The following is a 14223-nucleotide window of genomic DNA, read 5'->3' as shown; positions in this document are numbered from 1 at the left end:
TCCCCGCCCCGAGGCAGCGCCTGTCCGAGGAAGCCCATCATGAACCAACGCATTGTCGTCGGCCTCGACGGATCCACAGAAAGCGTCGCGGCCCATTGGGCCGCGCGGGAAGCACTCCTTCGCAATGCGCCGCTGCACCTCGTTCATGCCGAAGAATGGTTTTCGCCCCTCAACATTCCTGCCGCCAGGTCCGATCTGCGCCGCCAATGGGCGCAGGCCCTCCTTCTCGAGGCTTCCAAGGAGCTGATGGAGAAACACCCCCGGCTGGACATCAGCACCGAATCGTTCGACGGGCAACCGGCCGACTCACTGACCAGTGCCACAGCAAGCGCGGGCATGCTTGTCCTCGGCTCCCGAGGACTGGGCACGCTCAAGGGTTTCGTCCTCGGTTCCGTCGGCATGGCAGTCATCCACGCCGTAGAGGAACCCGTTGTCCTGGTGCGCGCGACGGAGGACGCGCTGCCGCACGCCGCAATCCGGAAGCCAACGCCCAGATCGCCCAGAGCATGCGAACCGGCCTGGACGACATGCTGAAGCCCTGGCGGGACAGGTTCCCGGGGGTCAGCCTCGACGCACAGGTAATGGTCGGGCACGCTTCCGAGCAACTCCTGGAGACAGGTTCCGAAGCAGGCCTCGTAGTCGTCGGCCGTCGCCTCCGCCGGTCCTCGATCGGCACGCATATCGGTCCGATCGCTCACGCGATCCTCCATCACTCCACCGCGCCCGTCGCCGTCATCGCTCACGAATGACGACGCCGTCCTGCCAAGCGCGCCCTTCTCAGGCCTGGGCCGCGACGGTGTCGAGCCCGTCTTCGCGAAGGACCTGCCGTTGGTCACGACTCGCCGCGACCGTTGGCCGTGGTCCGCTTCACGGGGATGGTGCGTGCGGTTTCCGCCGTCTCGGGCTCCATCGCCACACGCACGGTGAGGATGCCGTCCTCGTACTCTGCCTCGACTCCGTCGGACGGGATCTGAGCCGGCAGGCGAACGGTGCGGTGGAAGGAGCCGTAACGGAACTCCGAGTGGTCCTTCTCCTCCTTGCTTTCGGTGTGTTCGGCGCTGACGGTGAGAGTGTCGCCCTCGACCATGATGTTGATGTCCTTCACGGGGTCCATCCCGGGAAGCTCGGCGCGCAGCGTGTACTGCCCCTCCTGGCTGGTCACCTCGATGGGAATCGGGTGGACGTGGGGCATCGGCCGCCACATCGGGAAGCGGGGGAAGTCGGTTCCGAACCAGTCGACGAGGTCGGGGAAGATGCTGCGCCTGCGTTCCATCTGGGTTCCAGACATTGTGCTCTCCGTCTCCGGCGCCCTGTCGGCGCCTTTGTTCGGTTCCTGGTTCATCTTCAGTCGCTGGACGACAGGCCCGCTTGGGGCTGTCGGGTCCCTGATGGGGCCGTTCGGCCCTCCCCGTGCAGGTTGAGTTCGGCAGCAGCCACGTGCTGCTTCACCACGGCGAAGCTGTCCGGTGCCACTGAGATCGAGTCGATGCCGGTCTTCACCAGGAATTCCGTGAAAGCCGGGTCGTCGCTGGGGCGCTGGCCACAGAGGCCAACCGTGCGACCGACGGACTGGGCGCGCGGGACAAGGCTCTGGATGCTGCGCGTGACTGCAGGGTTGGTCTCGTCGAAGACATGGGCGAGGGCTTCGGAGTCCCTGTCCACGCCCAGAGTGAGCTGGGTCAGGTCGTTACTCCCGATGGAGAAGCCGTCGAAACGCTGGGCGAAGTCCTCGGCCAGGATGACGTTGGAGGGGATCTCCGCCATGACGTACACCTTGAGGCCGTTCTCGCCCCGGCGCAGCCCCTGCTCCGCCATGACGTCCAGAACCCGGTCGGCCTCTTCGAGAGTGCGGCAGAAGGGAATCATGACGATGACGTTCGTCAGCCCCATCTCGTCGCGAACCCGGCGCAGCGCCCGGCATTCCAGGGCGAATCCTTCGCGGTAACCGTCGCTGTAGTAGCGGCTCGCGCCACGCCAGCCGATCATGGGATTCGCCTCGACCGGTTCGAAGGCCCGGCCGCCCAGCAGCCGCGCATACTCGTTGGTCTTGAAGTCGCTGGTCCGTACGACGACCGGGGCGGGCCAGCGGGATGCGGCGATGCGTGCTACTCCGAAGGCCAGTCGGTCGACGAAGTACTGACCGCAGTCGAGGTGGCCCTCGGTGAGCTGGTCGATGACGCAGAGGTCATGCTGGTTCACTCGCTCAGGGTGCAGCAGCGCCATGGGGTGGGCCTTGACCTGGTGGGCGACGATGAACTCCAGGCGCGCGAGCCCGACGCCGTCGGCGGGCAGGCGCCACCAGCGGAAGGCGGCGGACGGATCGGCAAGATTGAGCATCACGCGGGTCCGGGTAGCAGGGAGTTCAGCGAGATCGATCTCGCGCTCCTCGTAGGCCAGCAGTCCCGCGTAGACCCGGCCGCGGGCTCCCTCTGCGCAGGAGACGGTCGCGTTCTGGCCGTTGCGCAGTACCTCAGTGGCCCTGCCGGTGCCGACGACGGCGGGGACGCCGAGTTCGCGGCTGACGATGGCAGCGTGCGAGGTCCGGCCGCCATGGTCGGTGACGATCGCGGAGGCCCGCTTCATGACCGGTTCCCAGTCGGGGTCGGTGATGCCGGTGACAAGCACCCCGCCGGTCGGGAAGCGGTCGAGATCCACAGGCGAGTCGAGGACAACGGTCGGGCCGGCACCGATGGCCTCGCCGACCGCTGTGCCCTCGATGAAGCTCTGCCCCGGGGCGGCGGTCAGGCGGCAGCGACGCAACGTCGTCGTACGGCGGCGGGACTGGACGGTTTCGGGGCGGGCCTGGACAACCGCCAGCTCTCCGGTCAGGCCGTCCTTGGCCCATTCCAGGTCCATGGGGCATCCGTAGTGCTCCTCGACGGTCATCGCCCATTCGGCCAACAGCCGGACCTCAGTGTCCGTCAGGACACGTTGCGAGCGTTCCTCGCCGGTCGTGTCGACGGTCCGGGTGAGTCCGTGCTCTCCATAGACCGCCTTCTTCCGCTTCGCTCCGATCCGTACGTCGATCACGGGATCCAGTGCCGGGTCCTTCAGGCTCGGCTTGAAAACCGTGTGCTCGTCGGGGTCGACCTGGCCACTGACGACGGTCTCGCCTAGGCCCCACGCCGCGCTGACCACGATGACCTCGGGGAAACCGCTCTCAGGGTCGAGAGTGAAGATCACTCCGGCGCCGGCGAGGTCCGATCGGACCATGACCTGGATGCCTACGGAGAGAGCTACCGCGAGGTGGTCGAAGCCCATCCGCTCCCGGTAGTCGATCGCGCGGTCGGTGAACAGCGAGGCAAAACAGCGGTGACAGGACTGCAACAGCTGTGCAGGCCCGCGCACATTCAGGTATGTCTCCTGCTGGCCGGCGAAACTCGCCTGAGGCAGGTCCTCCGCAGTGGCACTGCTTCGCACGGCTACCTCGGGATCCTCTCTGCCCTGGTCGCTCGCGAGCTGCTCGTACGCGGAGACGAGCTCGGTCCGCAGCCCGGCCGGTAGCGGCTCGGCCATGATCAACGACCGGATCGCCGCCCCCACCTCGTCCAGCACGGCCCCGTCGTGCAAGCGCACAATCTGCTCCTCGATCCGCACACGCAGCCCGTGGCTGTCGAGCAATTCCCTGTACGCGTCCGCCGTCGTCGCGAAACCAGGAGGCACCCGCACGCCTGCGGCTGCCAGATGTGCGGTCATCTCTCCCAGAGAGGCATTCTTGCCACCGACCCGACCGACATCCTGCCGGCCGAGCTCTGCGAACGGTACGACGCGTCGAGTGGTTGCCATGATGTCCTCCGCCTTGTGTGCGGTGGCCGCGGGCTTCAGTAGGGCATCGGCCGACCGGAGGGGGTACGCAGATCCGGCTGCGCGGGCTTGTGCGGCCGCCTCGGCCGTATCCGGATCTGAATGCGCTGCATCGTTGTCACCTCTTCGGGAGGCGGAGCCGGAGAAAGCGTCCGGCTTCCACGATCGTTCCCCGGGGGGTCATCGCCGCAGCACCGAGGGGGTCAGGAGCACGGGGCCGAGTGGGCCGTACCGGGGAGGGACCGATCGGCCCATGGCCGGGGCCGGTCCGGCAGGTGATCACCGAAGTGCGAAGTCATCGCGAGGCGGCGTCCGCTAAGCGCCCCGGTACAGGCGCTCAAGATCAACGAGCATGACCTCGCCACGCGCATGCGCCGCATGCAACTCGGGGCTGAACCCCGAAGCACCGTAGAGAGCCAGGTGGACGCGGCTGACATCCTCACGGGAGCCGAGTCCGTCCAAGATGCGCCGCAGACGCTGCAAATGGTGGATGTCAATGCCGGTATGCCATCGTGCGAGCCCCACCGACAGAAGGGGGCCGCTCATGTGACCGTCCCGTCCGCGGACCACGACCTCGGCATCGAGTCCGGCCGTAGCCGACGGGTCACTGAGGGAGCCGTACGACGCCGTGACATGTTCGGCACCGACGGTGGCCGGGTCGGCGAAACAGGCCGCCCACTCCCTGCAAACCTGGGCGAACCGGGGTTCGGCGACGAGAGAGTTGAAATCCGTTCGCGCGTCTTCCCACACCGTCTCGGCCTCGCTCTGCTCAAGAGCGGCCCTGCGCGGCCGCGCCACGGCGTACTCGAACGCGAGGAGCGAGTCCACGATGCTATGACGCGTGACCCCCGGCTGCAGTCCGTCCGCCTGCGATTGAAGCACACCGTGGTCACGGAGGAGGACAAGTGCGCGCAAGGCATCAGTGAGTTGCTGTCCCAGGAAGGTGGCTATTTCGCCGTGGGTCGTGCAGCCTTTGGCCAGGGCGGCGAGTACGGAGTGACAAGCCCCGTGACTCCAGGGCCCGATCTCCTCGTCAAGGAGGTGGCGAGCCTCGTGGAACAGCGGCGTGCACGGATTCAGGATGGTGCGGCAGACCCAGGAATCGAAGTCGTCACGATCGACGGGAACGTCGTCGCCCACGTAGTCGTACCGGTAGGCGGGCGTCCCGCCTACGACCGTGTAGACGAGGAAGGCGAGCCTCGGGTCGTCGATGCCCCACAGTTGCGCCGCCCTGCGGAAGTTCAGGGGCTGGATGTCGAGCTTCAGAGCGGCGAGGGCGTGCAACGGCGAAGACTGTGCGAACAGCCGGGTCATGACCGGTGCGGTCTCACCACCGAGCAGCAATCGCGCACGGCTCTCCAGGGGCGCTCGGTCGCGGTGCCGGAGGGCGCCGTGGATGACGGACGGCAAAGCTGGGCTCGCCGCAACGAGGTCAGGGAACGAGTCGATGATGACGGGCAGTGGCCTGGCGTCACCCAGCGCCAGCAAGGCATCGATTCCTTCCGTCCAATCACGCCAGTGGCTGGGCTGTGCGACCTGCCGGTATTGCGCATACTCCTCGCCTACCCTGCGCAAGGACTCGGCCTCTGTGGCTTCCTGTCCGCAGAAATAGAACCCTCCCGTGGCTCGTGCCACCGACTCCAGCAGCAGCGTCTTGCCCTGGCGGGGCCGCCCCATGACGACACCAAAGCCCGTTCCCGGACGCGGATCGGTCGAGAATGAGACCAAGGCTGCCCATTCGTCCTCCCTGTCGAAGAGGCGATCGGGCTTGGCTGCGAGTTCAGGGGCCACGATCGAGGTTCGTTGCTGTCCGTGTACGGCATTCACGCCATGCACCTCCGGAACCAGCTGGGGGGCTACTCCATTCTCGGGCTCGCGGCCGTCAGGCGCGCGCTGTGCCGACCATCGTCGTCACGACGGACCGCACGGAATCCGCAAGGGGTCACCAGAGCGGCAGACGGAACCAACGTTGCTCCCCCGCGGCCATGGTCACCAGCCGCTCGCCGGGCAGAAACACGGGCAGAGGGGCAATGAGTCGCGAGTGGGGCACGCGAATCCCCACCCGGCCCGGAAGGAGTTGCACGCGGATGTCCCGGTGCCCGCGGTAACAGAACGTGAACGAGCAGCGAGGCACCTCCCGGAGCGCGATGGGGTTGATGCGGAGTCCATCCGGGCCTGCTTCCAGACCCGCGACGCCCCTTTCGATGAGATCGAGGGTGCCGGCCATGGCACCGAGGTGGATGCCTTCGCCGGTGGTGCCGCCCTGAATGTCCGCCACGTCGCTGAGCAGGGCTTCCTCGCAGTACCGCCAGGCATCCGGGCCTTTCTCGCGGGCCAGGACCCATCCGTGCACCAGGCTACTCAGGGTCGATCCGTGACTGGTACGAGTCAGGTAGTAGTTGACGGTCGTGCGCCACACTTCGTCATCGAGCCGGTATTCGAGACGGTCGAAGAGTTCCTGCAGCTCGGCTGGGCGGAAGAGATAGCCGAGCATGAGTGCGTCGGCCTGCTTGGATGCCTGATAGCGGTTGACCGTGTCCCCCTCGGACTCCAGGATCCGGTCGAGGCGGCGGATGTCGCAGTAGCGGGAGCGGTAGGCGTCCCAGTCCAGTTCTGCCAGTTCGCCATAGCCCTCGAACTGGCTGATGACACCGCCGTGGAACGGCACGTACACCCGGCGGGAGATGTCCTCCCAGCGATTCAGCGTCTCGTCGTCCAGGCCGAGTTGCTCAGCCAGCTCCCGCCGCCGGGCCGCAGGCAGCCCGTCGAACAGCTCAAGTGCGCGTGCGAGCGTCCAGGCGGCAGTCACGTTGGTGTACGCGTTGTCGTCGATCCCGGGAGCAGTGGCCTCGGGGTAGGCGTCGTGGTACTCGTCGGGGCCGACGACACCGCGGATGCGGTAGCGGTCGCGGTCGGTATCGTACGTGGCCACGGCGTCCCAGTAGCCGGCGATGTCGAGCAACAACTCTGCTCCTGGGCCTTGCACGAACCCGGTGTCGCCGGTGCTTTGCCCGTACCGCCACACGTTCCAGGCGATGGCCGATCCGACGTGGTGCTGCAAGTGCGAGTGGTCGGTCAGCCAGCGGCCCGATCGGGGGTTGAGATGCAGCGTTTGCGTCTCCTCAACGCCTGAACTACCGCTCTGCCAAGGGAACATCGCTCCTCGAAAGCCCGTCCGCCGGGCTGCGGTACGGGCCGCGGGCAGGCGACGGTGCCGGTACATGAGAAGGCTCCGCGCCACTTCCGGGAAGTGCAGGGTGATGTAGGGCAGCACGAACAACTCGTCCCAGAAGACATGCCCTCGGTACGCCTCACCGTGCAGGCCCCTGGCCGGCACTCCGACGTCCAGCTCGGCCGTGTGCGGGGAAAGCGTCTGTAGGACGTGGAAGAGGTGGAGCCGAAGAATGCGGCCCGATTCGCCAGGCACCTTCAGTTCACCCTGGCTCCACAGACGTTCCCAAGCGACGCGGTGGGAAGCGAGCAGGGCCGCGAACGCCGCCGCGTGTGATACATGCTCGACGGCAAGCGAGAGGGGCTCACTCAGCGGGCGGTCCTGGGATGTGTACAACGCGGCGCATTTCACGACGGCGGCAGAATGCCCGCGGGAGACCGGCAGCCTGAATTTCTGGACCGTTCCGGTCTCCGTGCAACTCGCCCCCGCTGCGACGAGGGGCCGCGGCAACGTTCTGACTGCGATGGCGATCCGGATGTGGGACGAACGGGTCCGGCAGGACAGCCAGGCCACGCCGTCCGCTTCGACTCCGGCACAGTGGCCGGTGAGGTGGCGTCCGTTCAGACCGCGGTAGCGCTCGACACCGGCGTTGGTGACGTTACCGTCGATGATGGATTCGACTTCGACGACCCCGCTCCAGCCGTACCCACGGAACGTGGTCCTCTGGGCGGCGAGATACGGGTCGCCCATGTGAACGAGCCTGGTGTGGGTGACACCGATTCGGCGGCCGAGGCCGTCCTGGAAGAACAAGCGACGAGTGAGAATGCCGCCCCTCAGGTCGAGGGAGACGCTGTAGCGCCGCAGACTCGGGTCATCGGGTGTGAGCCACTCCCCTTCCGGTCCATCGTCCGGCAGGCAGCGATAACGCAGGCGCGACCAGTCGGGCAGATTGACCATTTCCTCGTTACCGACCCGCTTTCCTGCGACGTCCGAGGAGAGCCGGTTGCAACACCCGGCTGCGTAAGTCCCTGGATAGTGGACCGAGTCGGCGGGCGACTCGGGCGCGGCCCCCCGGGTGGCGAACCTGCCATTGCCGAGTGTGCACAGGGCCTCGATCGTCCGCTCCCTCTTGGGGTCGTAGCCGCTGAAGTCCCAGGTCCATGCTGTGCTCATGACCACTCTCCGCAGCAATCCTCGGTCGCAAAGGCATGATCCGGCCACCTGGCGTCCCGGCCATGGGCACACCGGTGCGGTTCAGCGTCGAGGGCCGGGGACCGGCCATCGACGAGCGGGCCCGCAGGGCGGCGAAGCCGTGTTTCCGCACCTGCATGAGCACCGTCGACGACCACCGCGTCAAAGGGGTTGGTGTCCAGCGTTTTCATGAACACGAGTTCCTTTCTTCCCCGGCGGCAATCGCCCTTCGTCCACAGTGAGCCCGTGTTCCGTACGAGTGGGTCGGTCACGGACCCCGCGGCGTGCTCTTCAGGCACGGGCGGCATGACAAGGCGCCGGATCGACAGGCCCGGCGGACCCCTCGATGGCGGTGGGTCCCGGACCGGTCCTGCTCATGGTCTTCACGCCCCCTGGGCTTACGGCTGAGCCGGGGCGATGATCTCGGTGTGCTGCGATCCCCCCAGCGCCACCTTGAGGGCACCGGTGTCCCCGGCACGGGAGAACACCTCGTAGGCCTCCTCCATCTGTCCCAGTTCGAAGCGGTGGGTGATCAATGGGGACGAAGGCAGCCGCCCGGCGGCCATCATGCGCAGCAACATGGGCGTGGAGTACGTGTCGACCAGCCCCGTCGTGATGGTGACGTTCTTGGCCCACAGGTCTTCGAGGTGCAGCGTGGCCGGCTTGCCATGGACGCCGATGTTCGCGACACGGCCCCCGGGCCGGACCATGCGGGTGCACATCTCGAAAGATTCGGGCACGCCGACGGCTTCGATGACGACGTCGGCACCGAGCCCCTCGGTGAGGTCCTTGACGAGTTGTTCGGGTTCCTCGGTCACGCTCGCTGTCGCATCCGCGCCTAGGGAGCGCGCGGCGGCCAGCCGGGATTCGGCGAGGTCGACGGCGATGATACGTCCCGGGCTGTAGAGGCCCGCGCCGACGATGGCGGCCAGTCCGATGGGGCCGGCGCCGACCACGACGACGGTGTCGCCGGGCCGTACGCCGCCGTTCAGCACACCGACCTCGTAGGCGGTAGGGAAGATATCGGCGAACAGCACGCCGTCATAGCTGTCGACAGAGGCGGGCAAGGGGTGCACGGACAGGTCGGCGAAGGGCACTCGTACGTATTCGGCCTGGGTGCCGTCGATGGCGTGGCCGAGCACCCAGCCGCCACCGCCACGGCACTGCCCGTAGTGGCCCTCACGGCAGAAGCGGCACCGGCCGCACGCGGATATGCACGAGATCAGGACACGGTCACCGGGACGGACCGTACGCACGTCGGCCCCGGCCTCGACCACGGTGCCGACGGCTTCGTGCCCCAGCACTCGGCCGGGAGTCACCTCGGGCACGTCGCCCTTGAGAATGTGCAGGTCGGTACCGCAGATGGTGACGACGTCGACGCGGATGACGGCGTCGGCAGCGTCCTTGACCGAGGGGTCCGGAACTTCCTGCCATGAGGTCTGCCCCGGGCCCTGGAAAACGAGTGCCTTCACGACGTCGCCCCTCTTCCTGTGTCTCCTCCGGTGAGGTTCCCCCTCATGCTGACCTGGCGCGTGCCTGCCCCGCATGGGCCGGTCGGTCCCTGCCGGGGCCTGTCGGGCCCATCCCGCCCCAGGGCCAGGGGTGTGATGGTGAAGACGGCTGGCTGCCACCCACCGAAGAAGGGGGCGGCGATGTCCGAGGCAGAATCACACCCGGCCGCACCCGCGTCGAGACCCGCGCTGCTGCGCTTCCTCGGCGGCGTCCGGACCGTCACCGGCAGCAAGTTCCTCATCGAGAGCGACCATGCCCGGGTTCTCCTCGACTGCGGCCTCTTCCAAGGCGTCGCGGACCTGCGCCGCCGCAACTGGGCAAAGCTGCCGTGTGACGCCTCGTCCATCCACGCCGTGGTCATCACCCATGCCCACCTGGACCACTGCGGCTATCTGCCCCGACTGGTCCGGCACGGCTTCCGGGGACCGATCCTGACCAGCACCCACACCGCCCGGCTCGCCGAGATCGTGCTCCGTGACAGCGCGCGCCTCCAGATGGAGGCGGCCCAGCACGCCAACGAACAAGGCTGGTCCAAACATCGGCCCGCCAGACCGCTCTATGACGAAACCGACGTCGACACTACCGTCAGGTTCTTCGACCCCGTCCCGGTCGGCAGCGAAGTCGAGATCATGGCCGGCACCCGGCTCACACTGCACCACGGTGGACACATCCTCGGCTCGGCCTGGGCCCACCTGACCCTTGAGGACGGCCACACTCTCGCTGCCAGCGGCGACCTCGGCCGCCCCGGCCACCCACTGCTGCTGCCGCCTGAGCCGTTCACCGGCGCCGACGTGCTGCTGACGGAGTCGACGTACGGCGACCGTCGTCACGAACCCGAGAAAGCCCAGGCCGAATTCGCGGCCGTACTCACACGTACCCTTGCGCGCGGCGGTACCGCCGTCATCCCCGCCTTCGCGATCGACCGCACCGAGGTCGTCCTCCATGAACTCGCCGGGCTGCGCCACAACGGGATCCTGCCGCAGTCCGTTCCCGTCTATGTGGACAGTCCCATGGCTCTGGTCGCGCTCGACGTCTATCGCGACGCGCTGCGTGCCCATTCCTCCGAGACCCGGCCCGAGATTCTCGCCCGAGGCGAACAAGCGATCAGCCCCGCCCCGTTCCTTGCCGCCCGGACCGTCCAGGAATCCATCGACATCAACAGCACGCCCGGTCCCGCCGTCATCGTTTCCTCGGCCGGCATGGCCACCGGCGGCCGGGTCCTGCACCACCTCCACCGGCTCCTGCCCAATCCACGCAATGCCGTCGTCATCGTCGGTTTCGCAGTCACCGGCACCAGGGCCCGCGACCTCGTCGACGGTGCCCACACACTCAAGATGTTCGGCGAATACGTACCCGTACGCGCGGAGGTGGCCGACCTCCCGCACTTCTCGGCACACGCCGACGCCGACCAGATCATGGACTGGCTGCGCGGCGCCCCCGCACCGCGCACGACCTATGTGGTCCACGGCGAGGAGTCGTCGTCCGATGCTCTGCGGGATCGGATCGACCGAGAGCTGGGCTGGACAGCGGTCGTACCCAGACCTGGAGAGGCCGTCCTGGTCCGCTGACCGGCGCCGGGCGGCTTGCGCGATCTGACACCACGAGGCTCTCTCGCAGCTCGTTCCCCCCGATGCGAGGCTGCGAGTGAGGGACGGGAGGCACACCATGAACTCCATGGAGTCTCCGCTCGTCGCGGATTCGACGCCATGGCCGCATCGGACCTGCTCACCCCCACGGCAGCAGTCGGCCGCTCGCCCGCACCCATCGAGGAACCTGCCATGACCTACGCCCGGTACACCGTCAACGACGTCATGACGAAGAACGTCATCGCCATCACCCATGACACGGAATTCAAGGAGATCGCCGCCTGCATGAAACAGTGGAAGGTCACCGCCGTGCCCGTCATCGAAGGCGAAGGCCACGTCGTCGGCGTCGTCTCCGAAGCCGATCTGCTCCCCAAGGAGGAATTCCACGGCCACAGGATTTGCTTGATCGAGCAGATGTACCGACCGGGGGACACCGCCAAGGCCGGCGCGGTCCGGGCCGAGGAACTGATGACGAGTCCCGCCATCACGGTGAACCCTGACGTGCCCCTCCCACAGGCCGCCCGGCTGATGGCCGACCAGCGCGTCAAGCGCCTCCCGGTCGTCGACGCCGACGGCAACCTCAAGGGCATCGTCAGTCGCGCCGATCTCCTCAAGATCTTCCTGCGTTCCGACGACGACCTCGCCGCAGAAATACGCCACGAGGTCGTCGACCGGCTGTTCCGCGCCTCGCACCGTAGCGTGAAGGTCAGCGTCGCCCGCGGTGTGGCCACACTCACCGGTCGCGTCCGCGACGCCACCCTCATTCCCGTCGCCGCCCGCCTCACTCAATCCGTGGAAGGCGTCGTCAACGTGGACTGCCGACTCGAAAGCCAGGCATCCGCCTAGACATCGATGGTCCGGCATCCGCCTGGACAGAGAACGGATGTGGCCCTGCCGAGGGGCCATCCGGATCCGAGCGAGGGACGAACGGCCCATACGTGCAGGCCGGCGATCCGCTTCATGCTGAAGCCATCGACCATTCCCGACTCCGCGGGAGACCTACGATGCTCACCAGAGCGCTCGACGACACCACACTGGCCGACCTCGTCGCCGATGCCACCGCCGCCCCGTCCATGCACAACGCCCAGCCCTGGCAGTTCCGCTACACACGCGCCGGCCGCACCCTCACGCTCCGGGCGGACTTCGAGCGCGCCATGCCGGAGGCCGACCCCGCCACCCGCGCACTGCACGTGGGCTGCGGCGCGGCCCTGTTGAACCTGCGGGTGTCCGCCGCCCACCACGGCCTGGAGGCGGTCACCACGCTGCTGCCCGAACCGTCGGCCCCGGCCGTACTGGCCACCGTCCGGTTCGGCTTCCACCCCCACGTTTTCCCGCGGGAATCCGCGGCCGAAGCGCTCGCCACTCTCCACCCCGCGATCCGGGACCGGCACACCAGCCGCTACCCGTTCGACGAACGGGTGGTCCCCGAAGACGTCCGCGCAGACCTCGCCGGCGCGGCCCGAACCGAGGGCGCGGACTTCGCGTTCCTGACCCCGATCCATCTGGAGACCGTGCTCGAACTGATCCGGGACGCCGAGGGATACGACCGCGGGGACCCGGCACGGGAGGCGGAGCAGGAGCACTGGACCCGGAACACCAAGACCGAGGCGCCCGTCGACGGAATCCCCGACTACGCCTTCGGCCCCCGCGACGCCTCCGAACACGCCACCACCCGCGACTTCGCAGGAACCCGGGTCATCCCGGGCCGAGCCCGAGTCCTGTTCGAGAACCGACCTCAACTGGCCCTACTGAGCACCCCGGGCGACCGCCCCACGGACTGGCTGCACGCCGGTCAAGCCCTGGAACGCGTCCTGCTCACCGCCACGCTCCACCAGGTGTCCACCTCGTTCGCGACCCAGCCCCTCGAATGGCCCGACCTGCGATGGATCCTGCGCGACCCGGTCTACGGCACGGGACACCCGCAGATGATCATCCGTCTGGGATACGGGCCGAGCGGCCCACGTACACCGCGGCGTCCCCTGGACCAGGTACTGACCATCGAACCGTAGAAACCCGCACCGTATGCATCGAGACAGGCAGCCACCCGCACAGGAAAGGCGGTGGGAGCGATGCAGCTCCCGATAGTCGTCGGAGTGGACGGATCGGAGGGCAGTCTCCGTGCCCTGGACTGGGCTGCGGCGGAAGCGGCACGCTCACGGCTTCCCCTGCGCGTCGTCCACGCGTCGCTGTGGGAGCGCTACGAAGGCATGCGTCCCACCTTCGACACTGAGCGTCCGGCCGAGCAGGTCCTCGCCGAGCATCTCGTCGCGTCCGCCCAGGAACGTGCGCAACGCCTCCATGCGGAGGTGAGCGTGGTCGCCGACGTGCAGCCCGAAGACCCGGTGAACGCACTGGTGCGCGAGAGCCATGAGGCAGCCCTGGTCGTCGTCGGCTCCCGCGGCCGCGGCCGGATCGCCGGGATGCTCCTGGGGTCCGTGAGCCTCACCCTCGTGGGCCGGTCCCACTGTCCGGTTGTCGTGATCCCGGCGGTCGCACCGAACGCTCAGCCGAAGCCGGGCCGCATCGTCGTTGGAATCGGCGACGCCGCAGGGCCGTCGGCAGCCGCCCGTTTCGCACTCGCCCAGGCGACATCGCGCCACGGCGAGCTGATCGCCGTACGCGCCTGGCGCTGCCCCGCCCACGAAGCTGCGGATCATCCGCTCCTCGCGGGCTCGCCAGCCTCCACACACCGCCAACAGGCCGAGGAACACCTCGAAGACGTCCTGGCGGTACTGGAGCGGACCGAGTCCGATGCCGTTGTCCACCGATCCGTGCTGCAGGGACCCGTGCACCAGATACTGATCGAAGAGGCCGAGGGCGCAGAACTCCTGGTCGTCGGTGCGCGCCATGCCGGCGGACGCCACGGGCTGCGCCCCGCTCCTGTGAACCACGCGGTGTTGCACTATGCGCCATGCCCTGTCGCCGTCGTCCCGTACACCCGTTGAGCGCGACCGTGAT

General features: G+C 67.8%; 10 protein-coding genes. 5 read left to right on the top strand and 5 right to left on the bottom strand.

Translation table 11 applies throughout. The annotated features are described in order from the left end of the window. Window positions 1-39 precede the first annotated feature (39 nt). Window positions 40-534 (top strand): universal stress protein, encoded by a 495-nt coding sequence (locus ACZ3IC_RS24155; protein ID WP_467419067.1) that lies wholly within the window; start codon window positions 40-42, stop codon window positions 532-534. 298 nt (window positions 535-832) lie between these two features. On the opposite strand, the gene ACZ3IC_RS24150 is transcribed toward ACZ3IC_RS24155, so the two are convergent. The 5 genes from ACZ3IC_RS24150 to ACZ3IC_RS24130 all read right to left on the bottom strand — a co-directional run bounded on the left by ACZ3IC_RS24150 (window position 833) and on the right by ACZ3IC_RS24130 (window position 9639). Beyond that, window positions 833-1288, bottom strand: a complete 456-nt coding sequence (locus ACZ3IC_RS24150; RefSeq protein ID WP_351254612.1) for an Hsp20/alpha crystallin family protein — start codon at window positions 1286-1288, stop codon at window positions 833-835. A gap of 56 nt (window positions 1289-1344) precedes the next feature. Continuing rightward, entirely contained in the window at window positions 1345-3786 is a 2442-nt protein-coding gene (gene ppsA / locus ACZ3IC_RS24145) for a phosphoenolpyruvate synthase (RefSeq protein WP_467419063.1), read from the bottom strand. A 333-nt stretch (window positions 3787-4119) separates the two neighbouring features. Then, window positions 4120-5481, bottom strand: a complete 1362-nt coding sequence (locus ACZ3IC_RS24140; protein WP_467419060.1) for an AAA family ATPase — start codon at window positions 5479-5481, stop codon at window positions 4120-4122. A gap of 265 nt (window positions 5482-5746) precedes the next feature. Further along, the gene (locus ACZ3IC_RS24135) at window positions 5747-8149 is read right to left on the bottom strand and encodes a glycoside hydrolase family 65 protein (RefSeq protein WP_467419058.1); all 2403 of its coding nucleotides are present in this window, start codon (window positions 8147-8149) and stop codon (window positions 5747-5749) included. Between the two features lie 416 nt (window positions 8150-8565). Further along, window positions 8566-9639, bottom strand: a complete 1074-nt coding sequence (locus tag ACZ3IC_RS24130) for a zinc-dependent alcohol dehydrogenase family protein (protein ID WP_467419055.1) — start codon at window positions 9637-9639, stop codon at window positions 8566-8568. A 180-nt stretch (window positions 9640-9819) separates the two neighbouring features. On the opposite strand from ACZ3IC_RS24130, the gene ACZ3IC_RS24125 reads away from it, so the two are divergent. From ACZ3IC_RS24125 to ACZ3IC_RS24110, 4 genes are all read left to right on the top strand, one after another. Then, window positions 9820-11247, top strand: coding sequence for an MBL fold metallo-hydrolase RNA specificity domain-containing protein (locus ACZ3IC_RS24125; protein WP_467419053.1), 1428 nt, complete (start codon window positions 9820-9822; stop codon window positions 11245-11247). 210 nt (window positions 11248-11457) lie between these two features. Beyond that, entirely contained in the window at window positions 11458-12111 is a 654-nt protein-coding gene (locus ACZ3IC_RS24120; protein WP_467419245.1) for a CBS domain-containing protein, read from the top strand. 158 nt (window positions 12112-12269) lie between these two features. After that, complete coding sequence (locus tag ACZ3IC_RS24115; RefSeq protein ID WP_467419051.1) at window positions 12270-13274, top strand: Acg family FMN-binding oxidoreductase; 1005 nt, start codon at window positions 12270-12272, stop codon at window positions 13272-13274. A gap of 60 nt (window positions 13275-13334) precedes the next feature. Continuing rightward, a complete protein-coding gene (locus ACZ3IC_RS24110) occupies window positions 13335-14210 on the top strand; it encodes a universal stress protein (protein ID WP_467419050.1) in 876 nt (291 codons plus the stop codon). Window positions 14211-14223 lie beyond the last annotated feature (13 nt).

This window comes from Streptomyces sp. NPDC002958 (assembly GCF_055563255.1).
This window is presented reverse-complemented; position numbering and strand designations above follow the sequence as displayed.

What these genes read in the sequence shown, in the direction of transcription:
- ACZ3IC_RS24155 (WP_467419067.1), top strand. Translation starts at nt 40, where the DNA reads ATGAACCAACGCATTGTCGTCGGCCTCGACGGATCCACAGAAAGCGTC.
- ACZ3IC_RS24150 (WP_351254612.1), bottom strand. Translation starts at nt 1,288, where the DNA reads ATGTCTGGAACCCAGATGGAACGCAGGCGCAGCATCTTCCCCGACCTC.
- ppsA (WP_467419063.1), bottom strand. Translation starts at nt 3,786, where the DNA reads ATGGCAACCACTCGACGCGTCGTACCGTTCGCAGAGCTCGGCCGGCAG.
- ACZ3IC_RS24140 (WP_467419060.1), bottom strand. Translation starts at nt 5,481, where the DNA reads ATGGGGCGGCCCCGCCAGGGCAAGACGCTGCTGCTGGAGTCGGTGGCA.
- ACZ3IC_RS24135 (WP_467419058.1), bottom strand. Translation starts at nt 8,149, where the DNA reads ATGAGCACAGCATGGACCTGGGACTTCAGCGGCTACGACCCCAAGAGG.
- ACZ3IC_RS24125 (WP_467419053.1), top strand. Translation starts at nt 9,820, where the DNA reads ATGTCCGAGGCAGAATCACACCCGGCCGCACCCGCGTCGAGACCCGCG.
- ACZ3IC_RS24120 (WP_467419245.1), top strand. Translation starts at nt 11,458, where the DNA reads ATGACCTACGCCCGGTACACCGTCAACGACGTCATGACGAAGAACGTC.
- ACZ3IC_RS24115 (WP_467419051.1), top strand. Translation starts at nt 12,270, where the DNA reads ATGCTCACCAGAGCGCTCGACGACACCACACTGGCCGACCTCGTCGCC.
- ACZ3IC_RS24110 (WP_467419050.1), top strand. Translation starts at nt 13,335, where the DNA reads ATGCAGCTCCCGATAGTCGTCGGAGTGGACGGATCGGAGGGCAGTCTC.